Source organism: Clostridium sp. NkU-1 (genome assembly GCA_001312405.1).
This window is the reverse complement of the sequence record BBDR01000003.1, coordinates 67,887-94,644: the sequence shown is the minus strand read 5'-3', so window position 1 is coordinate 94,644 and position 26,758 is coordinate 67,887. Positions and strand designations below refer to the sequence as shown.

Annotated in this window: 28 protein-coding genes and 4 pseudogenes; 5 read left to right on the top strand and 27 right to left on the bottom strand. The window is 42.4% G+C overall.

Annotated features, from left to right (window positions below):
• Position 1: 1 nt before the first annotated feature.
• From JCM10519_RS05920 to JCM10519_RS05875, 10 genes and pseudogenes are all read right to left on the bottom strand, one after another.
• Positions 2–298 (bottom strand): BMC domain-containing protein, encoded by a 297-nt coding sequence (locus tag JCM10519_RS05920; RefSeq protein ID WP_054738270.1) that lies wholly within the window; start codon positions 296–298, stop codon positions 2–4.
• Positions 299–319: 21 nt separating this feature from the next.
• Positions 320–601 (bottom strand): hypothetical protein, encoded by a 282-nt coding sequence (locus JCM10519_RS05915; RefSeq protein ID WP_054738269.1) that lies wholly within the window; start codon positions 599–601, stop codon positions 320–322.
• 4 nt (positions 602–605) lie between these two features.
• On the bottom strand, positions 606–1,604 hold the full coding sequence (locus JCM10519_RS05910; protein ID WP_054738268.1) for an EamA family transporter: 999 nt from the start codon (positions 1,602–1,604) through the stop codon (positions 606–608).
• Positions 1,604–1,894: an ethanolamine utilization microcompartment protein EutM gene (eutM, locus tag JCM10519_RS05905; protein ID WP_054738267.1), complete on the bottom strand. Its 291-nt coding sequence runs from the start codon at positions 1,892–1,894 to the stop codon at positions 1,604–1,606. The genes JCM10519_RS05910 and eutM overlap by 1 nt, the downstream gene beginning before the upstream one ends.
• A complete protein-coding gene (locus JCM10519_RS05900; RefSeq protein WP_054738266.1) occupies positions 1,884–2,858 on the bottom strand; it encodes an EamA family transporter in 975 nt (324 codons plus the stop codon). Before JCM10519_RS05900 ends, eutM begins: the two co-directional genes overlap by 11 nt.
• A gap of 321 nt (positions 2,859–3,179) precedes the next feature.
• Positions 3,180–4,014 (bottom strand): annotated as a pseudogene (locus JCM10519_RS05895) (MerR family transcriptional regulator).
• Positions 4,015–4,249: 235 nt separating this feature from the next.
• Positions 4,250–4,570: a thioredoxin gene (gene trxA, locus JCM10519_RS05890; RefSeq protein ID WP_054738265.1), complete on the bottom strand. Its 321-nt coding sequence runs from the start codon at positions 4,568–4,570 to the stop codon at positions 4,250–4,252.
• A gap of 293 nt (positions 4,571–4,863) precedes the next feature.
• Positions 4,864–5,463 carry a hypothetical protein gene (locus JCM10519_RS05885; RefSeq protein WP_347843276.1) on the bottom strand — a complete coding sequence of 200 codons (600 nt, stop codon included), beginning with the start codon at positions 5,461–5,463 and terminating at the stop codon, positions 4,864–4,866.
• Positions 5,423–6,004, bottom strand: a complete 582-nt coding sequence (locus tag JCM10519_RS05880; RefSeq protein ID WP_347843275.1) for a hypothetical protein — start codon at positions 6,002–6,004, stop codon at positions 5,423–5,425. The genes JCM10519_RS05885 and JCM10519_RS05880 overlap by 41 nt, the downstream gene beginning before the upstream one ends.
• 32 nt (positions 6,005–6,036) lie before the next feature.
• Positions 6,037–8,202, bottom strand: a complete 2,166-nt coding sequence (locus JCM10519_RS05875) for a YhgE/Pip family protein (protein ID WP_054738262.1) — start codon at positions 8,200–8,202, stop codon at positions 6,037–6,039.
• 384 nt (positions 8,203–8,586) lie between these two features.
• On the opposite strand from JCM10519_RS05875, the gene JCM10519_RS05870 reads away from it, so the two are divergent.
• Entirely contained in the window at positions 8,587–9,249 is a 663-nt protein-coding gene (locus tag JCM10519_RS05870; protein ID WP_054738261.1) for an HAD-IA family hydrolase, read from the top strand.
• Positions 9,250–9,310: 61 nt separating this feature from the next.
• On the opposite strand, the pseudogene JCM10519_RS05865 reads toward JCM10519_RS05870, so the two are convergent.
• Together JCM10519_RS05865 and JCM10519_RS05860 are read right to left on the bottom strand one after the other, a co-directional pair.
• Positions 9,311–11,066 (bottom strand): annotated as a pseudogene (locus JCM10519_RS05865) (ABC transporter ATP-binding protein).
• Positions 11,063–12,791: pseudogene (locus JCM10519_RS05860) on the bottom strand (ABC transporter ATP-binding protein). Before JCM10519_RS05860 ends, JCM10519_RS05865 begins: the two co-directional pseudogenes overlap by 4 nt.
• 244 nt (positions 12,792–13,035) lie before the next feature.
• Between JCM10519_RS05860 and JCM10519_RS26825 the strand changes: the two are divergent.
• The 3 genes and pseudogenes from JCM10519_RS26825 to JCM10519_RS26815 all read left to right on the top strand — a co-directional run.
• Complete coding sequence (locus JCM10519_RS26825; protein ID WP_347843274.1) at positions 13,036–13,371, top strand: MerR family transcriptional regulator; 336 nt, start codon at positions 13,036–13,038, stop codon at positions 13,369–13,371.
• A 64-nt stretch (positions 13,372–13,435) separates the two neighbouring features.
• Positions 13,436–13,861 carry a GyrI-like domain-containing protein gene (locus JCM10519_RS26820; protein ID WP_347843273.1) on the top strand — a complete coding sequence of 142 codons (426 nt, stop codon included), beginning with the start codon at positions 13,436–13,438 and terminating at the stop codon, positions 13,859–13,861.
• 59 nt (positions 13,862–13,920) lie between these two features.
• A pseudogene (locus tag JCM10519_RS26815) lies at positions 13,921–14,106 on the top strand (lipase); the annotation flags it as partial.
• A gap of 138 nt (positions 14,107–14,244) precedes the next feature.
• On the opposite strand, the gene JCM10519_RS05850 reads toward JCM10519_RS26815, so the two are convergent.
• From JCM10519_RS05850 to JCM10519_RS26810, 11 genes are read right to left on the bottom strand one after another with little or no spacing between them, the layout of a single operon-like run.
• Positions 14,245–14,622, bottom strand: coding sequence for an ATP-binding cassette domain-containing protein (locus tag JCM10519_RS05850; RefSeq protein ID WP_054738260.1), 378 nt, complete (start codon positions 14,620–14,622; stop codon positions 14,245–14,247).
• Between the two features lie 7 nt (positions 14,623–14,629).
• Positions 14,630–15,625, bottom strand: a complete 996-nt coding sequence (locus JCM10519_RS05845; RefSeq protein ID WP_054738259.1) for an ATP-binding cassette domain-containing protein — start codon at positions 15,623–15,625, stop codon at positions 14,630–14,632.
• A gap of 31 nt (positions 15,626–15,656) precedes the next feature.
• The gene (locus tag JCM10519_RS05840; protein WP_054738258.1) at positions 15,657–16,217 is read right to left on the bottom strand and encodes a hypothetical protein; all 561 of its coding nucleotides are present in this window, start codon (positions 16,215–16,217) and stop codon (positions 15,657–15,659) included.
• Positions 16,218–16,230: 13 nt separating this feature from the next.
• Positions 16,231–17,343 (bottom strand): ATP-binding cassette domain-containing protein, encoded by a 1,113-nt coding sequence (locus JCM10519_RS05835; RefSeq protein WP_054738257.1) that lies wholly within the window; start codon positions 17,341–17,343, stop codon positions 16,231–16,233.
• Positions 17,298–17,735 (bottom strand): hypothetical protein, encoded by a 438-nt coding sequence (locus JCM10519_RS05830; protein ID WP_054738256.1) that lies wholly within the window; start codon positions 17,733–17,735, stop codon positions 17,298–17,300. The genes JCM10519_RS05835 and JCM10519_RS05830 overlap by 46 nt, the downstream gene beginning before the upstream one ends.
• A gap of 20 nt (positions 17,736–17,755) precedes the next feature.
• Entirely contained in the window at positions 17,756–18,106 is a 351-nt protein-coding gene (locus JCM10519_RS05825; protein WP_054738255.1) for an FMN-binding protein, read from the bottom strand.
• Positions 18,107–18,138: 32 nt separating this feature from the next.
• The gene (locus JCM10519_RS05820) at positions 18,139–18,942 is read right to left on the bottom strand and encodes an ATP-binding cassette domain-containing protein (RefSeq protein WP_054738254.1); all 804 of its coding nucleotides are present in this window, start codon (positions 18,940–18,942) and stop codon (positions 18,139–18,141) included.
• A gap of 14 nt (positions 18,943–18,956) precedes the next feature.
• Entirely contained in the window at positions 18,957–19,955 is a 999-nt protein-coding gene (locus tag JCM10519_RS05815) for an iron ABC transporter permease (RefSeq protein WP_347843272.1), read from the bottom strand.
• Positions 19,952–20,965 (bottom strand): iron chelate uptake ABC transporter family permease subunit, encoded by a 1,014-nt coding sequence (locus tag JCM10519_RS05810; RefSeq protein WP_054738458.1) that lies wholly within the window; start codon positions 20,963–20,965, stop codon positions 19,952–19,954. The genes JCM10519_RS05815 and JCM10519_RS05810 overlap by 4 nt, the downstream gene beginning before the upstream one ends.
• Positions 20,966–20,993: 28 nt before the next feature.
• Positions 20,994–21,629, bottom strand: a complete 636-nt coding sequence (locus JCM10519_RS05805) for an ABC transporter substrate-binding protein (RefSeq protein ID WP_347843271.1) — start codon at positions 21,627–21,629, stop codon at positions 20,994–20,996.
• On the bottom strand, positions 21,613–21,987 hold the full coding sequence (locus JCM10519_RS26810; protein WP_347843270.1) for a hypothetical protein: 375 nt from the start codon (positions 21,985–21,987) through the stop codon (positions 21,613–21,615). Before JCM10519_RS26810 ends, JCM10519_RS05805 begins: the two co-directional genes overlap by 17 nt.
• 504 nt (positions 21,988–22,491) lie before the next feature.
• Between JCM10519_RS26810 and JCM10519_RS05800 the strand changes: the two genes are divergently transcribed.
• Positions 22,492–23,193 carry an AraC family transcriptional regulator gene (locus JCM10519_RS05800; RefSeq protein ID WP_347843269.1) on the top strand — a complete coding sequence of 234 codons (702 nt, stop codon included), beginning with the start codon at positions 22,492–22,494 and terminating at the stop codon, positions 23,191–23,193.
• A 513-nt stretch (positions 23,194–23,706) separates the two neighbouring features.
• Here JCM10519_RS05800 and JCM10519_RS05795 read toward each other — a convergent pair.
• The 4 genes from JCM10519_RS05795 to JCM10519_RS05780 all read right to left on the bottom strand — a co-directional run bounded on the left by JCM10519_RS05795 (position 23,707) and on the right by JCM10519_RS05780 (position 26,641).
• A complete protein-coding gene (locus JCM10519_RS05795; protein ID WP_054738252.1) occupies positions 23,707–24,054 on the bottom strand; it encodes a hypothetical protein in 348 nt (115 codons plus the stop codon).
• Positions 24,055–24,507: 453 nt separating this feature from the next.
• Positions 24,508–24,879: a restriction endonuclease gene (locus JCM10519_RS05790; protein ID WP_054738251.1), complete on the bottom strand. Its 372-nt coding sequence runs from the start codon at positions 24,877–24,879 to the stop codon at positions 24,508–24,510.
• Positions 24,880–25,227: 348 nt separating this feature from the next.
• Positions 25,228–25,548 carry a hypothetical protein gene (locus JCM10519_RS05785; RefSeq protein WP_347843268.1) on the bottom strand — a complete coding sequence of 107 codons (321 nt, stop codon included), beginning with the start codon at positions 25,546–25,548 and terminating at the stop codon, positions 25,228–25,230.
• Positions 25,526–26,641 (bottom strand): hypothetical protein, encoded by a 1,116-nt coding sequence (locus JCM10519_RS05780; RefSeq protein WP_347843267.1) that lies wholly within the window; start codon positions 26,639–26,641, stop codon positions 25,526–25,528. Before JCM10519_RS05780 ends, JCM10519_RS05785 begins: the two co-directional genes overlap by 23 nt.
• Between the last annotated feature and the right edge of the window lie 117 nt (positions 26,642–26,758).

Below are 26,758 nucleotides of genomic sequence, written 5' to 3'. Positions count from 1 at the left end.
TCTATGCGTCAATATCGTGCACTGATACAATGTCGCCGACCTCTTTGATGGGTCTTGGCATCACGTTCTTTGCAGTCACTTTGCCAATGGCTGCCGCTGCTTCCGCGCCTGCATCTACTGAGGAACGTACCGCTGCCACATCACCCTTTACCATAATGGTCACCAGGGTGGAACCTACGTTTTCATAGGAAATCAATTCTACATCCGCTGCTTTGAGCATCTTGTCTGCTGCTTCCAGTGCAGGAACCAGTCCAACGGTCTCAACCAGCCCTAAAGCTTCATCTCCGTAATATCTCACCTTCGTAAACCTCCACTTTTTTTATTTGCGGTATTTCTTATCCACATATTTGTCAACAGCGCTTCTTCCGTCATCATTGATTTCGTAGCACATGCGCAGCTCCCCGTTCTGATCCAGGTCATAGCTGCTTAAGTTGACCATACCGTTTGCTTCCAAAGACATGACATGATCCAAATAACGTTCTTTGGTGAACTGGCGCTCTCCGCCGTAAAGGGGCTTTAAAGCCTCCATGATCTGGCCGATATCCGCACTTTTTACTCCGTATAAATAATTTAAAACCGCTGTTCTTGCAGGTAATAACATATCTTTATTCCCCTTTCCTGAATAAATCCAGTGGATTCATGGTTACCAGAATCGCACCAAATACGATTACAAAAGAACCGATTACAATCGTAGGTGTCACTGCCTGTCCCAAAAACAGGATACAGAAGAAAACTCCCCAGAACGCATAGGTTACATTTAAGGACATTCCTACAGCACATCCAACCGTGGAGTTGCTCTTATACCAGCAAAGGAATGACACTGCGGCACTTAAGCCGGATACTGCAAGCCAGATGGCTGGAATTCCTGCAAAAAGTGTTCCGCCCAGAAGTCCCATGCCGCCAACGATTGGCAGGATCACGAATAAATCTACAATACCGGAAATCAGCTGGCGTAAGTTTACTGCCACATCGGTATCGATCATGGCTCCGCCGTAAGTAGCGAATACGCCTTCCAGGGCCCAGCAGATGGCTGCGACAAAGGAGAATATAATTCCCAGGGTGAAGTTATCACTGCCTTCCGGCTTTGTCCAGTTGATGATGATGGCACCGGCTACGCATACCAGCATACCCATCATGACTCTCTTGGTGATTTTCTGTTTTAAGAAGATCCATGCAAAAATTGCTCCGAACAAACTGCATAATGCGGAAATCGGAATCGCATAGGCACCGGCCATGGCAAGACCTACCAGATAAGCGCCATTGGCAATGGGGCCGCCAAGAAGGGATCCAATAACGATCATTTTACCAGGGAATGTATTAAGGCTTCTTCCCATCTCACGGATACGGCCGCTTTTTGCATTATAAGCAGTCAGCCAGATTCCTGCGAAAAGATCGTTTAAGCCGGAACATACATATGGTCCTGCCAAAAGTCCTGCCGCACTGACAAGAGGTTCATAATATCCGGCCACCAGTACAAGTACGGTATAGATTCCGTATGTCAGTCCGGATAATGCACCGGTTGTCATACCGGTTGTCCTGAATTTTTTGTTTACTGCCGCCATTTTTGCATCCGCGGATCCAGATGTCATTCCTTGGTTACTCATTATTTACACTCCTTTTTATCTTTCGGAAGAATGGTCTCAACCTCAGCGTGAGGACGAGGGATTACATGAACGGAAACCAGTTCTCCAACTCTCTGGGCTGCCGCCGCACCTGCGTCGGTCGCTGCCTTAACCGCACCTACGTCACCTCTTACCATAACGGTAACAAGTCCGCCGCCGACAAATTCTTTTCCTACCAGAGTAACGTTTGCTGCCTTTACCATTGCATCTGCAGCTTCGATAGAACCAATCAGGCCCTTTGTCTCAATCATTCCTAATGCATCATATTTCATTGCTTACTTCCTCCTTTTTATTGAGCAATTCAAACGGGTCTACGGATACTAAAACCGCACCCAGAATGATAATAATGGAACCAATGATTATAGTCGGGGTCAATGGCTGTTTTAAGAACAGAATACAAAACAGCACGCCCCAGAACGCGTAGGTAATATTCAGTGACATTCCCATGGCGCAGCCTATTGTACTGTTGGATTTATACCAGCACAAGTAGGATATTGCGGCGCAAAGTCCGGAAACCAGCAGCCACGCAACCGGCGGCAGTGCAAAAAGGGTACCCTTTAAAAGTCCCATGCCTCCCACCATCGGCAAAATAACAATCAAATCCACAATACCGGATAACAGCTGGCGGATATTGATTACCACATCAGTATCCAGCATGGCACTTCCGTAAGCTGCAAATACTCCTTCCAGAGCCCAGCCGACGGCTGCAACAAACGCGCAGATGATCCCAAGAGTAAAATTAGTGCTGCCTTCCGGCTTTACCCAGTTAATGACAATCGCTCCAACCACACAGATCACCATACCAATGCCTACTCTCGGAACGATTTTCTGTTTTAAGAAAATCCTTGCGAACAATGCTCCAAAGAGTATATACATAGCAGAAATCGGTATTGCATAGGCTCCTGCCATGGCAAGTCCCATAAGGTAAGCGCCGCTTGCTATGGGTCCGCCAACCAGAGAACCGATCAGAATGATTTTTCCCGGGAACAGGCTTAAGCTTCTTCCGATTTCCCGGATTCTTCCGGTCTTGACGTTATAAGCGGTCAGCCAGAGGCCAGCAAACAAATCATTGAGGCCTGAGGTTACATATGGAGCAGCAAACAATCCAACTGCTCCGGCAAGAGGCTTGTAATATCCGGCGATCAAAACGAATGTGGTATATAACCCATACATAAGGCCGGACAGTAAGCCTGTCGTAATGCCAATTGCTTTAAATTTCTTTCGTGCTTCCGTCATCTAAGTTTTCCTTCCCCATTTGATACTGCACAAAATTCAAGTTAGCCTGTTTCACTGTTTTTTTCTTTACGTTCAGCTGAAAACGTTTAGAAAACACATCACGCCAGTTAATGTTACTAATTTTAGGTAGACGGTTTGTGTTTTTCTATGCATTTAGTATAAATCTTCCCCCTAGGGGAAATGTCAACAGGTTTTTAAACTTTTTTTATGCTCCAAATATTGGGAGAAGCGGTCACATCCGGGCATATCAAAAAGACTCCCCTGGTACAGCACCTTTTTTTATACTGTATCCAGGGGAGCCAACCGTTACAACATGCTCCCTTATTCTCTGTATATTGGAACAATTACCTCTGAAACAAACTCTTCCCGGTTTCTGGTGGTCCAGTAATCTACCACATACCGTTCAAAGCTTTCTTTTCCGCACTTATAGCCTTTTTTTAGCCGCCCATTTAAGGATCTTATCATACTCCTCATCAATGGTTTCATGCTTGCCGATATGATAAACCGATGCGGCCATAAACCCTCCAAAGATCTGCCGGTTCATGCAGCCCCTGCATGGATGAATGGCCTGCTGCATGATTCTGGTGCGGCTGCATTTGCCAACCATCTTTTCCTCAAACGCGTCGAACTTTAAAATCACCGGCCCCGTGATCTCATTTTCAGCTGATTCTAAGTGATTGGTCCATTCTATATTAATGATGGATTCCATGTAATTATAGTCAAAGTCCTGCTCCATACCACAATAGGTGGTGGGCTGTATATATTTTACAGCAACATCATGTACATCGTTCTGGAGCACCAGTTTGGCTTCCTGTATCAGCTCATACCAGTCCTTAACCGCAATATAGCTGTTATGGATCTGCTGCTCCTGAAGACACAGCTGGTCAATCTTATTACGGAAATTCTGTTCCAGATAATAATACGTATTACCTTCCACCAGCCCCTGCATCTCTTCCAGTTTAAATCCCATTTGCTTGTAGTATTTCACCACCGGAACTGTCAGAAGGGACTCTTTGTTATAATACCGGTAGCTGTTTTCCTTGCAGATCATATCAGGGGATATGATCCCGATTTTATCATAAAACCGCAAGGCTTTTGTAGAAATATTACAGATCTTACTAACTTCCCCAATTGAATACAATTTCTTTTCTTCCATAGAAACCCCCATAAGCCTGTGCGTTGTCTAAGAGTTAAATATTAGATTACCTTTCATTTACGAGCTTCCTTGTACTGATGAACTTAGTATAATCCTTCCTGTATAGGGGAATGTCAACAACTACTTATGCAATCTATTATACAAAAAAAATGGCATCTGCAAATAGTAAATATCTGTAAAAAAAGACCACCGGCCTTCCGGTGATCCGGATGACCCGTGGCCTGTTACTGCATATTTATCTTAATTTCTCAATCATTTCCAAAACTTCTTTCTTGGATTTGACTCCTACGGAAGTGACTGCTGCCTTTCCATCCTTGAAAAGTACAAGAGTAGGAATGCTCATGACCTTAAACTGCCCTGCCAGGTCCGGCTGCTGGTCTACATCCACCTTGCCAACCTTAACGCCTGGGAGATTCCCTTCTGCAATTTCGTCTATTATTGGTGCAAACATCTTACAGGGACCACACCAGGTCGCCCAGAAATCCACCAGCACAATGCCGCTGTTATTTGCTACTTCCGTTTCAAAATTTTCCTGTGTTAATGTTATCACTGCCATATCATGTTCCTCCTTCTTGACTTGCTTTTTGTGTATTCACGAAAAGCGCCATTCATTCACTATTCACAACATTTCACTGCATCCTGGAAATGCCGCCGCATCATATGATGAACAGTACATCCTCTGCAATTTCTTCCAGCCAACGGTCTTCTTTTTTATAGTTTTATCATAATTGCCTTAAATATCCCCGTTTTTTGGATTATTACCTGCCGGATAACTGTAACTTTGTAAGTTTCAGTATCTTTACTGTTATTATAAAAGTTACAGTTGTATTTGTCAATAGATTTTTTTATTTACTTATATAAGTCAAGGCCTAATTCTCCGGCTCTTTTAAGGAATTCATCCTTGACCTTTTCTAATCCGTCATCAGAGGATTCTCCTCCTGTTTCAGACAGCTTTCCATATTCCAAGGCCTCAGAGGAAATCTTACCGCCTTCATAGCCTCCGCTCAGTTTCAGTAAAAGCCGGAACCCCTCATTATGATATGTAATATTTAGTTCGGGGATCTGAAATGCCCTCTTCCCTTCATGCCCATTGCCGAAATAGATCTTTGCACTCATATGAAGCTCCCGCTCTTTAAGCATGATACTTCCTGCCAGCTGGATTCCGCCATTGGATTCCAGCAAAAGGCTCATATCAGACAGGCCTTCCACTTTGATTTCCGTTATATGCAGCCCTTTGTCAATGGCAAAAAGAATTTCCTGGGTCTCTCCCTGGGTTTTCCGTTCCTCTAACATCTGTCCCCATTCTTTTATATCCTTTCCAGGGCCTTCTTTAAGCAGCTCTCCTATCTTGCTCACATAAGAGTCAAAGATGCCGGAAGGGACCAATGCCTTAATTGTTACGCCATTCTCATCCCTTCCCACAAACTCCACATGGCTTTGGTTCATCATGCTGATGGTGTCCTTTTTTTAAGGTTTCAAGCTGATCTCTTAAATGGTTTCGCTCTTCCGGGACAATGGAGAATCCCAAAACCTCTTTTAATGTATCCTGGCTGGTTCTTATGGTCGTTCCGCTAATCCCAGGCGCGGAAATCACGGCATTCTCCTTATCCGCCAGGTAATGGACTCCGTCCCTTACAGCCCCCAGAAAATACACATCAAGGCTTCCCTGGGCAAAGGTATTTCCCTCATCCCTTTGTTCCTTCCAGTTGATGCCAAACCCTCCCGGAAGGATCAGCACCGAATGACCATTCCATTCCACCTCATCCGCTATCAGCTTTAAGGAATCCTCCTTAGCTCCTTCCTGGTCCTTGCCCCACAGATCCATTAGCCGCCCTCTGGTCTGCAGCGCCGAGCGGGTCAGGTAAAACTTTGCATAATGCATAGGAAGATAGTGCCACGTCCAAACACCAAGAATCCCTAAAAGCAGTACCACCCCGCCGGCCCAGGCCAGCCGCCGTCTGATTCCCGGCGTTTTTTTTTCCTTTCCCATCTTACATGATCCCTGTTTGGCTGAGTTTTTCTTCAAAAAAATTCATTCAGTTTTAACACCTTCTTCCGCAATACGATTCCAACCAACAGTGATATAGGAATATAGACCAGCACATTTCGTATGTCTTTCCAATAATCATTCCCATAAGTACCTCCCACACACTCTCTCATTGCATTGATGAGATGAGTAAATGGAAGCAATGGGTATACCATCTGGAAAAACCGGGGAGTTACCTGTATGGGAAACGTGCCGCCGGAGCCTGCCACCTGAATGACCATAAAGACTACTACGATCGCTTTGCCCACGTCCCCAAAGGAAACCGTCATGGAATAAGTGATATTGGTGAATATAATACTGGCTGCCACAGCTGCCAGCACAAATTTTCCCGGATAAAGGCACTGGATCTTTAACATATACAAATCTCCCAAAGCCACCACAAGCGCCTGGGCGATTCCAAACAGCATGAAGGTAAGATACCTTCCAAAATAGGTTTCATACAGCTTAAGCCCTATGGATCTGTTCTCTTCCACCTTGGTTTTTACCAGAGCCACCAAAATGAGTCCTCCCACCCAGATGGCCAGAATGGTATAAAACGGAGCCATGGCAGAACCGTAAGTTTCTACAGGATAAATCTTGTTGGTAACCATATCCGTAGGCATCTTCATAAAATCACTGAGCTGATCCGGATCATTCTTCATAATGTCCATGATCTTATTCAGCTTCTCATTATCCGCCAGCTTATTTACACTGTCGATCATATCATCCACCCGTTCCTGGCTCCTGTTCATCAGGCTGACGGCGCTGTCCAAAGCTTCGATCAGGCTCTGGGATGAGGCGGTTACGCTGTCAAGGGTGGTATCAATCTGCCCCACCATGCTCCCAATGCTGTCTAAAGCCCCTGCAGTAGTGCCCAGGGCATCATAGGTCTTATCAAGGCTGTCCTTTAAGGGAATTTCCACCTTACCGGTATAAAAGTTAAGAACGTCTGATATGGAATTAGAAACCCCATCAAGAGAATCTCCAATATCCTTTTCCATGTTATCCGGCAGCCTTTTCGTCTGCTTTATCGTCTGCTGTGCAGCCTGCAGCTTCCTGACCAGATCCTGCTGCTGCTTAACGGTATCGGTAAGCTTCTGCTGAAGAGTTGTTATGTCTTTCAGAGGGATGGGAAGCTTCTGGTTAATTTCCCCTAAGACCTTATTTACGCTGTTGCACTGGCTGATGCTTCCTTCAACCAGCTTTTCCGTGGCTTTTAATGCATCCAAAGCCCCGTCAGCGGAGGTATCCGACAGCTTGCCGATCACCTGGAAGGATTCATACACCGATTCCTCTACCTGACTGATATTATCCAGGGTATCTTTAATTCCTCCTGTCATTGTATCAGAGAACCCTCTGGAAGAATCGATCAGGGTTTTTGCACTTTCGGCCGTTTGTCCGCCTGAATCGATCATTTTGCTCACATCAGGGAGAGTTCCCTTCATGCCGCCATTTAAACTGTTGACGGTTCGGAGAGTGGACTGAAGCATGGTGGTGGTTTCCACCAGCTGGTCTAAGTCTGTTTTTACATCTGTAAGAGTGGAGATTGCATCGTTCCTGTCTGTTTCCTTGTCAACACTCCAGTTGTCTGAATATTTATTTAAGGCCTTCCCAGCTACCTTTGAAGTGGAATTGATAAAGGTTTCATTGATCTGCTGCTGTACGCTCTCCACCCCTTTGCCTGTAATCTTTGTGGCAATGGCATTTTTCTTCTCATTTACATAGTACTCAAGCACCGGCCGTTCAATGTGAGAGGTGAGGACGCTTGATATTTTCTGGCTGAAATCCTCGGGAACAATGACAGCCGCATAATATTTCCCGGATTCCACTCCATCGATTGCCACTTCCTTGTTGACGAACTGCCAGCCTATCTGCTCATTCTTTCTGAGTTCATCCAGGATCATTTCACCAATATTAATGGAAGAATCATCAATATCCGTGTCAAATATATCGTCAATGGAAGCCCCCTTGTCAAGGTTGACAACAGCAACCTTAAGTCCCTTTGTATTTGCATAGGGATCCCAGCTGGCGGCAATATTGAACCATGCGTATAAAGCCGGTATCAGCGTAAGCCCCAGTGCAATAATGACTGCTACCGGGTTAATCGCAATGCGTTTTATATCACCGGCAAAAATTTTAAGTATGTTTTTAACATGTACCATATGTGCCTCCTTGGTATTTCAGCTATGAAATTGCATTTCCGTATTATAATATTTTCGAGCGTTAATTGCAATGCCTGATTCCCATTATCTTATTAAAAGGAATAAAAAAAGGTTACTATTCAGGCTGGTTTCCAGTTAGCCATTGTGATATATTTCTTTTGATAGTATAATTATTGTTAAACCCGGAGAAAGCAGCTGACACGAATATAGTATCCTCAAACAAAGTGTAAATCAAGTATTAAAACTGCATATTTTCAGATACTGTAGAGATATACAAAAAGACGGTTGCTTTTTTTCTGGATTAATCAGGCTTAACGCGGACTTAGTGGCGTAAGCTGACCAAAGGCTGAGCTTAGCCCTGTATGGCAGAAAGGAATTTAATCAATGATAAAAGCAGTTATATTTGATATGGACGGAGTCCTGATTGACAGCGAAATCATATATTTAGACCATATGTATGAAAAGCTGAGGCTTTTCTACCCTGATATCAGCAGAGAAGCGCTGTTTGCCGTGGTGGGGTCCACCGCCAAAAGGACGATGGAGATTGTAAGCAGTGTGATCGGAGAAGATGTGGATTCCCCTGCTTTCCAGGAATTATATGCAGGACTTTGGGCCGACTGCCGTCCGGACTACCCCTCCATCTTAAGAAAAGAAGTCCCGGAGCTTTTAAGGGAGCTTCACCAAAGAGGCTATCTGGTGGCCCTGGCATCTTCTACCAGCAGGGCAGGAATTGAAGATGTACTTACCAGCTGCGGGCTGAAAGGTGACTTTGACTACGTTGTAAGCGGCGAGGAATTTAAGGAAAGTAAGCCTAATCCGGAAATCTACCTCCATACGGCAGACACCCTTAAATGTGAGCCAAAGGAATGCCTGGTGGTGGAGGATTCCACCTATGGGATCATGGCCGGATATAGTGCCGGAATGACCGTTGCCTCCGTCATTGATGACAGATTTAGTTTTGACCGCAGCCTGGCGGCTTATTCCATAAACGGGCTTTGGGAAGTGTTGGACATTCTGGAAAAAATAAAAAAAATGGAATTGGATTGATTCCTAAAGCAAAAGCAGGCTCTCATAAACGAAAGCCTGCTTTAATTAATTAAAAATCTATTTAAGCCTGATTTTGGAACTGGCTCATATACAGTTTTTCATAAAATCCCTTCTTTGCTATTAATTCATCATGGTTTCCCTGTTCAATAATCGTTCCGTTATTCATAACAAGAATTAAATCCGCATTTCGAATGGTTGAAAGGCGGTGGGCAATAACAAAGCTTGTTCTGCCCTTCATGATATTTTTCATAGCTGTCTGAAGCATTAACTCAAGCCTGGTATCCACTGAACTTGTGGCCTCATCAAGGATTAAAATGGCCGGGTCTGCTAAAAACGCTCTCGCTATTGTTAAAAGCTGTTTTTCACCCACTGATACGTTTGAAGATTCTTCATTTAATATCATATTGTAGCCATCTGGCTGTGTTTTGATAAAATGATTTACATTAGCTGTTTTTGCAGCATTTTCAATCTCCTGCTGCGTTGCATCCTCTTTCCCGTATTTTATATTATCAGCAATCGTTCCGTTAAATAACCAGGTATCCTGCAGCACCATACCAAAGATCGAACGAAGATCATCCCGTTTCATATCCTTGATCTTTACACCGTCAACCTTGATCGCCCCTTCATTTACGTCATAAAAACGCATTAAGAGGTTGATAAGCGTGGTCTTTCCGGCGCCGGTGGGGCCCACAATTGCTACCATTTGACCGCTTTTCACGTTTATATTTAAATGCTCAATAAGCATTTTATCTTTGCTGTAACCAAAAGATACATCTTCAAAGGTAACATTTCCCTGCAGGTTATCTATTTTTACGGGATTGGAGGCTTCCGGTACTTCTTCTGTTTCAGAGAGAAATTCAAACACTCTTCCCCCTGCCGCCATGGCAGACTGAATGGAAGCGGATAATTGTGCCACCTGCTCAAGCGGCTCATTTAACTGCCAGATATACCGGATAAATGCCTGAAGCTGTCCAACCGTTATGACGCCAGTAATTGCAAATATGGCTCCTAATACGCAAACAGCTACAATCCCTATATAAGTGATGAACGAAATCAACGGTGACATCAGCCCGGATATAAACTGTGCCTTAAATCCGTTTTCACAAAGATTATTATTAATCTCCTTAAACTGTTCTATGGAATCTTCCTGCTTTCCATACAGTTTAATTTCGGTCAGCCCGGTGTATCGTTCCTGAATGTAACCATTTAAGTCGCCAAGTGCAACCTGCTGTTTTTCAAACATGGCGGAAGAACGGTTCATAATAAATTTCATAATAAAAGCACTTCCCGGTATCAGTAAAGCTGCAACAGCACCCATAACCGGATTAATATAAAACATTAGTACTGTTGCCAAAATAATGGATAAGAAAGCACTCAATATCCTTGACAGGCTCTGCTGCAGCGCATTTGACATAGTATCGATATCATTGGAGATGATACTGAGAATATCTCCCACGGTACGTTTATCAAAATAACTGACCGGCAGCTTTGAAATCTTTTTCTGCACATCATTTCTTAAATCACGCATTGTATTTTGTATGCCATTTGTCAAAAAAATATTGGGAACCAAAGTTGCTCAGCACATTTCCAATATAAATAGCAAGCAGAATCTTTAAGATTTTAATAATATAGGAAAAGCTGATGGCGGCCCCGGGAACTTTGTTCGCGATATCTACAATATCATCTTTCAGCCTTGTTGTGATTAAACCTTCCACCATTGGGGCCGCTGACAAGAAGCCTGAGTATCCTATGGTAAGGAGAATCGCCACAACAAAAAATTTTAAGTATGGTTTAATATACGGATATAATTTTCTCATCGTTCCAGCTCCTCCTTTGTTAATTGTGAATCTGCAATTTCATAATACACATTGCATGACTTTAATAATTCTTTATGGGTTCCCATGCCAACCACTTCACCCTCATTTAGTACGATTATTTTGTCCGAATTCATGATTGTACTAATTCTTTGTGCAACAATGAATACAACGGATTCTTTTGTTTCTTCCTTAAGTGCGGCACGCAAGGTTGCATCTGTCTTATAGTCAAGGGCAGAAAAACTGTCATCAAAAATGTAGATTTCAGGTCTTCTGACCAATGCTCTTGCAATGGAAATTCGCTGTTTTTGACCGCCAGAAATATTTTTTTGCACCTTCACTTATATATTCCTGTAATTTATCCGGCTTATTCTCAATAAATTCCTTTGCCTGTGCCACTTCAACTGCATGATCTATTTCTTCCGGAGTTGCATTGGGATTGCCGAATTTAAGATTCTCTTCTATGGTTCCTTTAAATAGAAATGCTTTTTGAGGGATAAAACCAATTTTTTTGACGGAGTGCCTTTAAATCATAATTACGAATATCCACACCATCAATTTTAATCGAACCGCCTGTCACATCATAAAATCTTGGAATCAAATTAATTAATGTACTCTTTCCGCTGCCTGTACTTCCGATAAACGCAACAGTTTCTCCTTTGTTCGCAGTAAAGGATACATCCTTTATAACAGGAAGCTCCCCATCCGGATACTGAAACGTAACATGGTCAAATTCCACGATCCCTTTATTTTCAGCTGTGATCCCCTTTAAAGGACTTTCCACCAATGGTTCCTCATCTAATAATTCCTGAATACGGTTTGCAGATACCTGCGCTCTCGGATACATGACAAATACCATGGAAAACAGCATAATAGAGAACATTGCATGGAACTGATACTCCAGGAAAGCAACTAACTGCCCAACCTGTAAGGTACCTTTATCAATCATAACACTTGATATCCAAAACACTGCCATCATTGCAACGTGTAATAGGAAGAAAAAGGCCGGCTGTGTAAATGACATGATTTTAAATAATTTCTTGGAATTAGAAGCATAGTATTCATTGGTCTCCGCAAAACGTTCTGCTTCATATTCGCTTTTTCGAAAGGCTCTGATCACCCGGACCCCTGTTAAACTTTCTCTTGAAATCCGGTTCAGCTGGTCCATACCCTTTTGCTGCTTCTCAGAAAGCGGATTGGTCACTTTGGCAATAATAATAACACCCGCTACTATAAATGGAAGCTTCCTCCGATAACCATAGAAAGATTAACGCTGGTTTTGATGGTCATAAAAACACTGATAAAGATCATTACGGGCGCCAAAAGTGCCGTTCGAAACAATAAATTGGAGAACAACATTAACTGAAATGCATCGTTTGTTGTTCGCGTAATCATTGAAGATACACCAAATTTATTATATTCTGTGTGGGAGAATTTTTGTGACTGAGCAAAAACATCATTTCTGATATCACGAATCATATAGGTTGAAATTCTTGAAGAAGCGAAAGTTAATAAAATGGTACCTGCACCTCCGAGGAGACAGACAATCAGCATGATTCCTCCCATCTTTTTAATATAATCTATATCGCCTTTGCCTATTCCGTTATCAATCATCCATGCCATAACTGTAGGAATTCCAAGCTGTACTGCTACGAAACTAAAGATTCCTATGGTGTTTAACAGAATTAATCTGGGATATCTTTTCAGATATTTTAACATTAACTTCATAACTTAACTCCTTTCGCTTTACTTAATAAATGTATAAATAATTTCAGCCCTATTCCTTGACAGGAAAAGGCTGCTTGACTATTATAAACTATAAGGTTGTCTTATAGTCAAGAAAAAAAATCCGATAAATACATTATCATTATTGTTTGATATTTTCTATTATTTTAACCGAATCAAGTTTGGGTCTATGCTGCGGCTGCAAACATGAAATTCTTAAGGTGCAGCATAGAACAGGGGTAATTTTATGTCTAAAGATAAAAATGAATACTTAACAACAGGAGAATTTGCAAAAATCTGCGGAATTCCCAAGCATATTTTATTTCATTATGATCAGATAAAGCTTTTTCAGCCTGAGATCACAAAAGAAAATGGTTACCGTTATTACTCCTTCCGCCAATTCGATACCTTTTCTATTATTTCTGCGTTAAAAGGGCTGGGAATGCCACTAAAAGAAATTAAAAAGTATATGGATGAAAGAAACCCTGAAAAATTAATTGATTTACTGGAACAAAAATCAAATGAAGTGACTAAGGAAATTAAAAAGTTAAAAAAACACGAAACGCGAGATAGAGTCTCTTAAGGATTTAACAGAACATGCTTTATCTGTAAAATACAATATCATAGAGCCGGCTTATCATAAAAGTATGAAAGCTCTTTGCAGTGCCTTAATGGATAATGACAATTCTTACCCAACCTTTTTAACAGAGCTGATCGCATTTCGAAATAACAGCAATGCAAGTACCATCGATTTTCTGGGAGCATCGCTTACCATTGATAATATCCGTGATAAAAGATTCGACAGCTTTTCCTATTTGTATACTAAAACGAATAATGCTGATAAAAAAAATAATACCCTGGTGCGGAAAGAAGGCTGGTATCTCCAGGTTTATTACAAGGGAAGCTATCGTAATATCAGTGAAATGTATACAAAGATTATGCAGTACGCAAAGGATCATCAGATAAAACTGGGGAAAAATGCTTATGAGGAATATCTTATATTTGAGATAGGTACAAAAGACAGAGATGATTATGTTACGTTAATATTGGTTGAAATTGAGGGTGAACCATAATCCTCCCAACGCTTACATGATAGACACAGGCATCTGCATGATATGGGGATTAAAAAAAGCAAAATGGGCCTAAGCCAGGTTCCAATGATGTTATTGTACAATTCAATGGTGGAATTAAAATAGGGCAATGGAATGGAATGCATGGAATTATTAATACAGATCATATGGACATAGTAGGTACATTTGGTAATGTTAAAAACTGGTATATGGATTATGCAAGCTTTTTAAGTAATCTGCCAAGATAAACAGATGAAATAATGAGAAAAACTAGCTTATCATGTTTATTGTAAGCTAGTTTTTTATACTAAAATTTACGAAGTTTTTTTCTTTCCGGCAACCACCAGCCTCCGATTCATGATATACCCTGGTTAAACCCGAATAACCTACTTAGTCTGCCACAGGATGACCTCCTGACTGATATCCCACAGGTCTTTATAAAGACCGTGCTTAAGGCGAAGTGTATCGTGCTTTCCTGACTCTGCAAGCTGGCCATGATTAAGAACGAGAATTTGATCCGCAGTTTGAACAGCGGACAAGTTGTGTGCTATAATGACGAGTGTTTTATCTTTAATCAAATGATTGATTGCCTGTTGTATCAAGGCTTCGTTTTCTGGGTCTATGCTGGAGGTCGCTTCATCCAACAGGATAATTGGAGCATCCTTTAGGATGGCTCTTGCAATAGATATTCTCTGCTTCTGTCCGCCGGAAAGTGTATTTCCTCCTTCTCCAATTACTGTGTCAAAGCCATTCTCCATTTCCATAATAAAATCATAGCAACAGGCCTTTTTTTGCCGCCTCAATCAGTTCCTCCATGGAAGCGTCCTGCTTGCCAAAACGAATATTGTTGGCTATCGTATCTCCAAACAGATATACCTTCTGAAATACCATACTGACATAGGAAAGGATTTGATCCAGGGGCATATCCCGTATGTCTATACCTCCAATTTGAATCTTTCCCTGTGAGACATCATAGAAACGGGGAATTAGCTTTGTAATGGTGCTTTTTCCGCTGCCGGAGGGGCCGACAAGTGCCACAGATGTATGCTCCGGCACATGGAACGACAAATCCTTCAAAACCGGTTCTTTTCCATAGCCGAACGTTACATGATCAAAGGTGATATCAAAGCGATCAGGTATGGCACCAGCCGTTTTTTTAGGTTTTCCTTCTAATCCAGCATTGGTAATTTCCTCCACACGATCCAGAGAAGCCTCCATTATGCGCAGCATAGGTGTTTGGGAAGCACACTGTTCAAGCCCTGCAAACATTGTTAAGGAGGCAACCAGAAGCATCAGATAGGCGGATGATTCAAGAATGCCGGAAAGTGCTGCCAGGGATGAAACAAGGACAATCACACATCCTGCCAACTTTACATTCACCTGGAAAATTGACACCCACTTTACAAACCCGCGCTCCACCTGAAAGGAATGTACGTTGCTGTTATGAAACGCGTCAGAAATGCGCTTTGCCTGTCGGCTTTTCATGCCATATGCTTTCGCCGTCATGATTCCCTGTGCATATTCAATCACAGCCGCACCCAGCTCCGCCTGGGTGTTCTGACGAAGAGGCCCCAGCTCTTTCCCCTTTTTCTGAAGCACAGCAAAAACAATGACCGACGGTAATAATACCACAACAGCTGCAAGTCCTATCCGCCAGTCAAAAGCAAACAGAAACACCGCTGTTATAGCAGTCATCAAAAACCCGTTTATAACCTTATCCAGAATAAACATAACATACATCTCGATAAAACCCAAATCAGTGGTCACACAGGCAGTTAAATCACCTTGCTTGTGTGTATCAAAAAAACGACATAGGTGCCTGCCTCAACAGGTTTCCAATTTTCAGGCGGTTTTCCGCAACCATTTCAAATCCTGCGGAGGATTGAAATCTGGATAACAAATAATGAAACAGTATCCGTCCCATGAGCCCAATCAAAAGTATGCCGGTGGTGACTGCGACCTCCCTGCCGGATATGCTGCTGTTGACAGCGTAAAAGATTGCGATCAATGGGAATATGTTAAAAATGCCGTCCATAAACCCGAAGGCAAAGCCCCAAAGAATGCGTGGCTTTAGGTTGCCGGACATTTTGAGTACACGGCGCAGCAGCTTAATCATGTTCATTCCCCCAATACTCCATGTCTCTGCACTGACACAGGCATTCCATAGCCTTGTGTAATGCGGGCAGCGCTGCAGCAGCGCGGAATGGGTTCCGCTGTCAAGCAGTTTCCCGTGATCCATAACGAGAATTTGTTTCGCACCTGCAACGGTCTTTAGCCGATGTGCTGCCACAATGACAGTTTTTCCTTGTACCAGCTCGTGTAAGGCCAACTGCACCTTTCGTTCGTTCTCCATATCCATGCTGGCGGTAGGCTCATCCAGCAGCAGAATCGGGGCTTTTTTTCAGAATGGCACGTGCAATGCAGACCCGTTGACGCTCACCACCAGAGAGCAAATCGCCGCCGCTGCCTACAACGGTATCCAATCCCTCCTTCAGCCTGTCAATGATTTCCCCGCATCCGGAAGCCTGCACCGCTTTCAAAAGCTCGTCTTGGGTTGCACTGGGCTTCCCCAACAGGATGTTGTCCCGGATACTCATGTCAAACAGGAAATTATCCTGATCAACAATGCTGATACTATCCATCAGCTGTTCCTGGGGAATATCACGGATGTCCCTGCCACCAATGCATATCTTTCCGCTGTCTATATCCCAAAATCTTGAAATCAGCCGCAAAAACGTGCTTTTTCCAGATCCAGATTCACCAACAATCGCTGTAATACCGGAGGATGGGAACTCTGCGCTCACACCGTCCAGCACAAGGGCTTGGTTGTAGGAAAATCGGACGTTTTCTGCAGTAATCCCGTAATCGTTTATCTTTACCAAAGCAGAAGCATATTGGGGTTCTTCCTGTGCAAGAAAATCATGCACCTCACGTTCTGTTTTTATAATAAGGGCAAAGTTATCAATAAACTCAGTCAGCTTAAGCAGCGGCGAAATTAACGCAAACGAGAGCAGAATGAACAAGAGCAGGGTCGCCAGAGAAATCTCACTCCGCCCAAGTAAAGCCATGCCTGCCGGCAAAACACCGATAATAGCAGAAGGTAAAATCACATAGTATGCCGATTTATAGAGCCAGTTGTGCCGATACCATTTCAGTGTGAACTCCTTGTAGCCGTTAACGGCATGATGAAGCTTTTCAAAGCTGCCGTCCACCTGGTTAAAAATCTTTATGACGTCAATTCCATCAATATATTCCACCACGGTTTGGTTGAGAACATCTCCCGCCTTCATAAACTGCTCATATCGCTTCCCATATCCGCGAAACATGGCTTTCATGATCAATATTCCTATGGGAATCGTAATCAGAGCGCTGAAAGCCAAACGGACATCCATATACAGCATGAGAACAAAAGCCATTAAGAACGCAGACAGGTTGCCGGTTACCTCTGGAATTGCATGGGCAAGGGGGTATTCCAGCTTCTCCACCTCATCCAGTACAAGGTTTTATATTCACCCGATGAATACTTCCGAATTGTGCCCATAGAGAGCCGGCTCATTTTATCAGTTACACTTTTACGAATGTTTTCAAGGATTTCAAAGGTGTACCGATGGGATATGAGCGTACTTCCGCTTTGCAGTATCCCTTGGAGAATATATGCTGCTGCAGACAAGGCAATTGAGAGCAGCAAACTTTTATAGGTCAGATTTCCCGAAAGATAGCTGCTGGCAATCTGGCCTATCATGAGATAGGGAACAAATCCACTTACAACCCCAAGAATAGACAATAGGGCAGAAAGCAGCATATGCCCCTTTTTCCCTTGTGCAAAGGTCATGATTCCCCCCACAGCGGAATGTTTTATAGCAGTTTCTGTATTCAACCTCCTTCACCTCCTAACAACTATTTTTTCTTAGCCTGATTTATACAGTCCTTTACCGCAGCCTTGATTGCACCACTGGTCACGGTAGCAGAGGCAACCCCATCCACCTCCCAGGTTAGCTCCTCCACGATTTTGAGGGGCAATTCCTCAATCGCTCTGTCACCAATGCCAATGGTTTCGTTGTGATCGGTTACTTTTACAGAAAGGAGGGAGTCCTGATCAAACTCCACCTCCACCTCCACATCACCGGCATACCCTTCGGCGGCAGCCGTATAAGTTCCGGATTTATAGGTATCCGCGGAACGGCCGCAGCCGGCGGGAAGTGTCAGTATGCACAATGCCGCAGCCATCACTAAAGTTATTTTTTTCATTGTTCATTTCCTCTGTTTCCCATTTTTTGATTCTATTTTTGAAATACCTGTCCTCTTACGCCGTAAGGCAGACATACGGGAACGTCAAGAACCGGATGACAAATCACCGCCGCCTCCACATCGAAAACCTCCCGGAGCGTCTGGGGTGTAATCATATCCTCCGGCGAACCGGCGCTGTGTTTTTTTCCAGCCTTGATTGCCACTAAATAATCGGAAAACATAATGGCGTGATTTAAGTCATGGAGAACCATAACAACAGTTACACCCTGTTCTTTATTTAATTTCCGCAAAAGCTGCAGGATTTCCAGCTGGTGCGAAATATCCAGATATGTAGTTGGCTCATCCAGAAACAGTAGATCTGTTTTTTGCGCCAACGCCATGGCAATCCACCCCCGCTGCCGCTGTCCGCCGGAAAGCTGATCCATTTCCCGGTCGGCAAGCGCTGTCATGCTTGTGCTGGACAACGCCCATTGGATGATTTCCTGATCTTTTGATGTAAGTCCTGACAGCTTAGTGCGGTGGGGAAATCGCCCGTATTCCACTAAGTCGCTCACAGTGATACCGGTAGGCGTCTGGGCTCCTTGGGGAAGGAGCGCCAGCTTTTGTGCCACCAGCCTGGTTGGCATACTGTGAATGGACTGGCCTTCCAAATAGACTGCTCCGCCGGACGGCACGATCAGGCGGGACATGGTTTTCAAAATGGTTGATTTGCCAGAGCCATTGGAGCCAATCAGCGTTGTTATTTTCCCTGTGGGAATGTCAATATCCATGTCACGGAAAACCGAAATGCCGTTATAACCGGCGGACAGCTTATCAGCTGTAATACATGATTGCACAATTTTTCACCTCCTTATGTCTGCCTGCGAAGCAGAATGAGAAAATAGGGTGCGGCCAGAACGGAAATCACGATTCCAACTGGAATTTCAATGACTCCAAAAAGAGAACGCCCTATGGTGTCCGCAAAAAGCAGGAGTAATCCTCCAAGCAGCATGGATACAGGTAAAAGCACATGGTGCCGCCCTCCTGCAAATTTTCTTGCTATATGGGGGGCAACCAATCCGATAAAGCCGATTCCGCCGCTGACGGAAATGCAGCTGGCTGCCAATGCCACTGCCACAACCAATAAGATTCTTCGTTCCCTCTCCACGCGAACCCCCAATGCAAGGGATGCTTCTTCTCCCAAAAGCAGTAAGTCAAAAATATCTGCTTTGGCAAGAAGCAGCGGAATCAGAATCAGCAGGTAAGGAAGCAGTGCCTTCACCTGATACCAGCTGGTGCCCCAGATATTACCTGCCAGCCATCTGGCTACCAGCTGATAACTGCTGTTTTCCATGTCGGCAGCCATAATCAGCATCAGGGACGAAAAACCGGCCGAAATACCAATGCCGCCAAGCAAGAGATAAGACGGCATGATCTTCCCGTTTCTTTTGGAAAATCCGTATAATATGCCCGCTGCCACCAACCACCCGCCATGGCAAAAAGCGGCTGATAGACCATGGTGCTGATGTGCAGGGAGGGGAAAAAAAGTCAAAAACAGCATAACTGTAAATCCAGCTCCCGCATTGATTCCCAATACCCCCGGATCAGCCAGTGGATTTTCTGTCACAGCCTGCAGTGTGCAGCCGGACAGTGCTAACCCCATTCCGCATAAGACGGCAAGGATAATGCGAGGAAGGCGAATTTGCAAAAGAGTGACGGATGCATCCGGGGCGCCCGGATGGCGCAGACTTGCAGCCACATCTGAATAAGAGATATTTGAATAGCCGCTGTTAATTGATAGCAGGACAGCCCCGATTACCGCCAACAGGAGAACCCATGGAACAAGCTTTTGCCTGTGTTTCTTTTTCATAAAACTGCTCCTTTCTTCCGGTACGTCAGCACCAGAAAGACCGGAACGCCAATGGCTGATACCAGCGCACCTACCGGCGTATCAAAAGGAGCGTTAATGGAACGGGCGGCGATATCCGCCAGCACGAGCAGTATTGCCCCCAACAGTGCGGATACCGGCAAAAGCCTGCGGTAATCCTCACCGGCAAGGAATCGTGCAATGTGCGGCACGATCAGCCCCAGGAATGAGATTCCGCCTACCAGGGATACGCTGGCCCCCGCCAAAATCAACACCACTACAATGCCGGTCAGCCGGACAGCCCATACGTTTACACCAAGTCCCGCCGCACTTTCCTCTCCCAGGGCAAGCACCGATAATCTTCCGGAAAGAAGCTGGCTGATAAACCCTGCACCCGCGATCCATGGAGCAGTCAGGAGAAGGCTCTGCCATGTGATGCCGGACAAGCTCCCAGCCGTCCAAAATGACAGCGATTTTGAAAGTCCAAAGGTGAGAGAAATCCCCTGACTTAATGCAGTTAACAGGGCGGAAACAGCACTTCCGGCCAAGATGAGCCGAATAGACCCGGATTTATGCTTACCCATTCCTATCCCATATACCAGGAGCACGGCCAATGCCGCTCCCATAAACGCGAAAATCATCGTACCGAAGCTTGGCAAGGGCGGCAAAAGGACCGCGGTGAGAGCAATGAAAAACCCAGCCCCCGCATTGACTCCTAAAAGCCCGGCATCTGCCAAAGGATTTCTCGTCACACCCTGCATCACTCCACCTGCAAGGGCAAAGGCCGCCCCGGTAACACAGGCAGCCAATGCCCTGGGCATACGCATCTCCAGCATAATTCTTCCCATGTCGGTAGATGCTGCAGGATGTAAAAGCGTATCTATTAAAATACTAATATTCCCGCCTGCCACACCGACGCTGGCTGAGAACAGGAGGGAGAGCAGCAACCCACACCCCATCAAAACAAGAGATAATACAAAGCCTGTTTTGGTTCGAAGCCATCGCACAGGCATAGGCGAAAGGCCTGCCGGAGCTTTGTGATCATTCAACATTGCTGTGATTGAGAATGGCATTTGCCAGTTTTTCCATATATAGCAGTTTGCCGTTTGCCGTATAAGCCATATTATATTGCGCCTCATTCTTACCATAATATACATTTCCGGCCTTTACGGCTTTTAGATTCTGCCAAACAGGGCTGTTTCCTATATCTCCAATCCGGCCGTCATCGCTGAAAAAGAAAATGTGATCCGCATCAATTTTTGAAAAGTACTCCGCATCAACTACTTCTCCCCAGACGTTCTCCGGAACTCCCGAGGAAGGTGCCAGCTTTAATTCATCGTATATCAGTTCACCCGGGCCTCCGGTCCGATAAACATAATAGGAACCGAAATGCACTGAATTGGCTTCCACAACAGCAAAGGTATCGTCGCCAACCATTTCCTTAACCTTTGCGGAAAGCTCAGCGGCCTTTGCATCATAATCAGCAAGCCACTGTGTCACAACGTCCTCTTTCCCAAACCACTGGCCTAACTGCTGAAAACGTCCCCGCCAGTTGACATAGCTGATGTCATCGTTAATCATCACCGTAGGTGCGATGCCTTTGAGCTGCTCATATACCTTGTCATGCCGGATATTCATAATAATAAGATCCGGTTTTAGCTCAGCAATTTTTTTCAAGGTTCAAATCACCCGATGCGGCAGCTCCGGAATAGTTGCCAACAATTTCAATCTTGTTATTGGTGAAATATTCCTGAAGATAGTCCGGAACGGTTATGCCATCATACATACTGGTGTTGGCTGATGCAATAAATGGCATGTCCAAAATGATTAGTTCATCTGCCAAACCGGAAACGTCCACAATGCGCTGGGGATCAGCGGGAATTTCAACCTGGCCTTTCATGTCTTCAACCATAATGGTATCGCCATTTTGACCTGCTGGTTCTGCAGCCTGAGCCGAAGGTGTTGATTGGCTGATGCTTGTGAGTGATCTACCGCAGGCGAGCATGCGGCCAGTGCCGTCACCAGCATAAGACAAATTGGAATCATAAGTCGTTTCTTCACTTTAAACCTCCTAATGTAAATCGTGCATTTTAGTTAGGTATTGCTAACCTTGATAGTATACATAAAGTCCGGCTTACCTTCTGCTTAGACGGAGTTTTTCTGCCCCTTGGCGGAATTGTATGGGTCAGTCGTATTCCTGCAGTACGCACTGGATATTTGTTTCAGAAAGTAACTATTGACTAGTTAGTCAAAGCTAACTATAATATAGTAGATTGATAAAATGTTTTCTGCCCCTCGGCGGATTTTCTTTGTTCGAAAACGGACATTACAAAGGACTGATAGAATGTCATATTTACCGTTGAAATTTGAATCATCAAACATATTTCCGAAAAAAACAATTGCAATACGTCCGGATGTACATATCATGGTATCCTCTGGTATATTTTCCAATAATACAAAGAGACAATCTGGCACCACATCCCCTGTGTTTGAACTAAGCTATACTCGAAAAAATTTCATATACGGCGAGGTAAATGGTATGCCTGTGGAACTTCAGCCGGATATTCGTCGCTGGGTTTTTTTAGGAGAGGCTTCCGCACATTCAGAATACAACAGTGGTGAAGAAGTTCAGCTATACTCTATTTGGGTCAGCCCTTACACGTTCGATGGTTTTTGTGAAGCGGTTTGTGGTAAAAGCAATATTGGTTTTCGCTCTTTCCAAAAAGATACGTATTCTTGCTGTGGTTTTAAAAGCGATGCTCGGGAAGAAAGCATTATAAATAAATTGGATATGTGTTTTATAAAAGAAGCGGATCAAATAAACAGACTTCTGTTAGAAAGCTATATTTTAGAGCTGTTATCCATTAATATAGAAAGGCTGATTTGCAAAGATAACAGCAAGGAATATGTAAGCCAGCTATCCAGAGCAGATATGGATCGTTTGGCTTATGCACGTGAGATTCTTCTGAATCGGCTGGAGTCACCCCCAACATTACTGGAATTATCCCGGATAATCCATATGAATGATTGCAAGTTAAAACGTTCTTTTAAGCAGTATTTTGGGAAAACCGTTTATGAATTTATTCGGGAGCAGCGGCTTGAAAAAGCCTTTGCGTTGCTAGAGCAAGGGGAGCATAATGTGAGTGAATCGGCCTTTGCTGTGGGGTATACAAACGTGAGCCATTTCTCGGAGTCCTTTCAAAAGAAATTCGGAATTCCTCCGCGCGTCCTGATAAGATAATTTGACCAAAAATAACTTTTAAAAAAATCCATAAAATTGGTGCCAGAACAAAGGGGTCGACTTAACTGGCACCCAATAAAGAAATGTCAAGAAAATATTCAGATTGGGTGGCCGGCAAGCGGAATGTGACAACAAAAGACGGATCATACCATTAACTGCAAAGGCACGGTCTAATGTCTGCCCCAGTCTATCCCCGAAAAGGCATTTTTACATAACAAAAAATAGTGAAAACCCTGATAAAATCCAGGTTTCCACTATTAATCAATAAGAGCGCGAGACGGGACTCGAACCCGCGACCCCGACCTTGGCAAGGTAACTTCATTATTATATGTAGTATAACGTGGTAACTTTACCCGCGTAAATACGGCATTTTTCCATTTTGCTATACTACCAAATATAACGTTGTAACTTTATCTTCTTTAAGAAAAACTTTAAGTAAGATTGCGTTCGGTGGTACAGCAATATCAAACGGAAAAAAATCCCGCCATCTATAACAGCCGGCGGGATTTTTAACTATGCTTTATGCAAAACTTCTCTCAAAACTTCAAAGGTAAGTGTAACGAGTAGCAAAAGCCCCTCATCTTCGTTTCTAATGCCCCATTTGCGGCGAGCATCATTTTCGCTTATATAAGCAAGTTCAGAGTATTTTTCTTCCCAATCATCAACATTGTAGGGACAATTTTCATCAAGTGATAAAAACCAATCATCTTTATACTTGTTGAATAAATAATGCACAACGTTCTTGTTGCCCATTTCTTCAATAATTTTATTGACACTTTCCCTTTTTCCTAAAGAGATTTGAGAAATAACCTCTTGTGCGAAAAGGTCAATACGCTCAAGTCCATTAAACATTTTTGACATTGCTTTACCCCTTTATATTATTATAACTTATATTTTAACACGAAAAACTAAAAAAACAAAGTGGACATGCTACTTATTATCGTAAAAAGCCGAGCGTGGCACAGTTAATCACTGCCGCACTTGACGTAAAGTAAAAGGAATACGGATCTCCGCAATCTTATAACCAGAAATGATAGCGGTAAACCTGGAATCTGTATAGCACCTTAACCTTCGGCATATATCGCAGACGGGATAGTGTAACACTTTCAATAATATTATTGGAATTAAATTCACTATCTAAAATTGCTATTTACGATGTAATCTAATGTCCTCCTACATATGATCATAATAACATTTATTATACAGCAGAATAGGGCTAATTGTTGTCCATTTTTTTCCTCCCATATATAGTAATAGAAAAAGGGCGACCTCCTTACGGAAACCGCCCTTAATCTTTAAAGTTCTCACCTTTGATTAAATTATAAATTTATCTTCATTTTCATGCTTAGAGATATAATTGGAATAATCTATTTCATTTTTCATTGCAATATATTTCGAATAGATAATTTCAAATATATGAGTTTCTTTAGCAATAATTCGGTCAAAATCATTTTTATCTATTACTATAATATATGTATCATCTTTTAATGCAATTTTCTTAATCAATCCCAAAGAATCAGACCAAGTACCCCTACGGGTTACTCCTTCCCAAGCAACCAAAATTCCCATTTTACAATTTGATGTTTTCAGAAGCGAATAAAATTTTCCAACATACGTTACATTTACTTTTCCAGCATAATTTTTACATTCGCATAAAAAAAGACTCACCAAAGCAAGGAAAAGCATTATTAACTCCTGCTAACCTAGCTTCTTGCGTCCAGTTGAGTTGCAAATCAATTTCATTTGTACTAGTTCTGCAATTTCTACGACATTCTAATAATTTTGAATTTCCTTTATGGAATACTATATTGGTCAAATCCTCCAACCATTTTCCTTTTACTGATTTATTCCCTTTTTCATTTTTTTATTTTATAATATACTTCATTTAATGCAGTGTAATTTTTATTATCTAATTGTAAAAGTCTTGAATTACTCCTACCAGTTATTTCAATAAGTTTAAATAAGTTCAAATCATTTTCTTCAAAAAAACTTTTCAGCCTTACTTAAGATTTCGTTATCATTTTTCTCTTTCATCTACAGCACCTTATAAATTACCAGTGCATGTTTCAATGGATGTAAAATTTCCTCATCACAATTCAAACAGTATAACTCTTCTGGAATCTCCTCCACCGTCTTGAAGCACTGCCCAGTAAAACGTTTGCATTTTGGACAATAAATTTCTAACCATTGTTCTACTAATCCAATTTCAACACACAGTTCCAAAATTTCATATACCGCTTTTATATCTATCTTCAACTCTCTATGCATTGCACTTGGGTATATATATTGTGTTGATTTATATTTTCCCAAAAACCCTATGATTAGATCAGTATTATATTTCTTCTCCTCTAACAAAGGAGCTACTTTTACAAAGATATTCGATAGCATCATTCATTCGCTCCATTCCTAAATCTTTACAACTTCCCGTTATATGTTGCAACAATGTATACTTATGATTTAAATAATCAAAAGTTACTTTTACTATATAGCTTTGAGATTCTACAGGTTTGATCCATTTAATATATATATATGGATATCTTGCTGTAGCTTCCTTATCTTCAAGATATTGTAACAATAATTGTTTTACTTCTTCCGCTTCATTAAATAACTCTTTATTTTCATCTATTAATTCTCTAATTTCTCCTATAAACGGCAACACATAATCTGTGTTTTCCGATGACGTCAACTCAGCCGAACCACCTGAACTCATTTCCATCATTTGTTTATACATTTTTACCGATTCATTTTTCTTATCATTTATAACATCAATTGCATTACTGTGTTCACTGATAAATAAATCTAATTCTAATTCTTTTTTTAACCAATCAATACAGTCATTAACGATGCTTTCATATAGTTCACTATTAAAAGATGCGTTATACTTTGTTGAATCATAGCGAATCTCCAAACAGCTATTCTTTATATCAAAGTATACTATTACTGGATAACGATAATCAATTCTCTCAAATGGCTCAGGAATTAAAAATGATTTTTGTAACACGAACTTTATAAATACTTTATTTTCTTCAATCATATATATAGGTACAGAACTGTTTAACTCTGTATCTATTATATACTCCGGTGCATAACATTCATCATTAAAGATAATTAATTTTTTTTGCTGTAATCTTTCAATAAGCGTTGTTTTATCTTTAATTTCATAAAATAAAGGTACTGAATATTTATATAATTTAATAAACTCCCACTTCTCATAAAAACCGATAAATTTTTCATCAGAAGAAGTCCTTGATATAATCCCCTGAGTATCTCTCTTTGATTCAAAATATGTTATTTCATCAGAGTCAAATAATCTCCTTTGTTCCTCAAATGTTATAAGATTCTGTTCTTCCAATAAACTGCATATATATCTCTGTAAATTATTAGAATAACCTAAAATCGTATTTTTATAAAAACTCATAAAGGTTTTTTTATCCATAGGTGATCTCATACTACTCCCTCCGTCTTGCTACCTCTTACTACCTCTCAAGTACAGTATAATACATGTTTTCGTCCTTTACCACACTTTTATGAGATTTTCAAGTGTTTTTATTCAAATCACCATAGA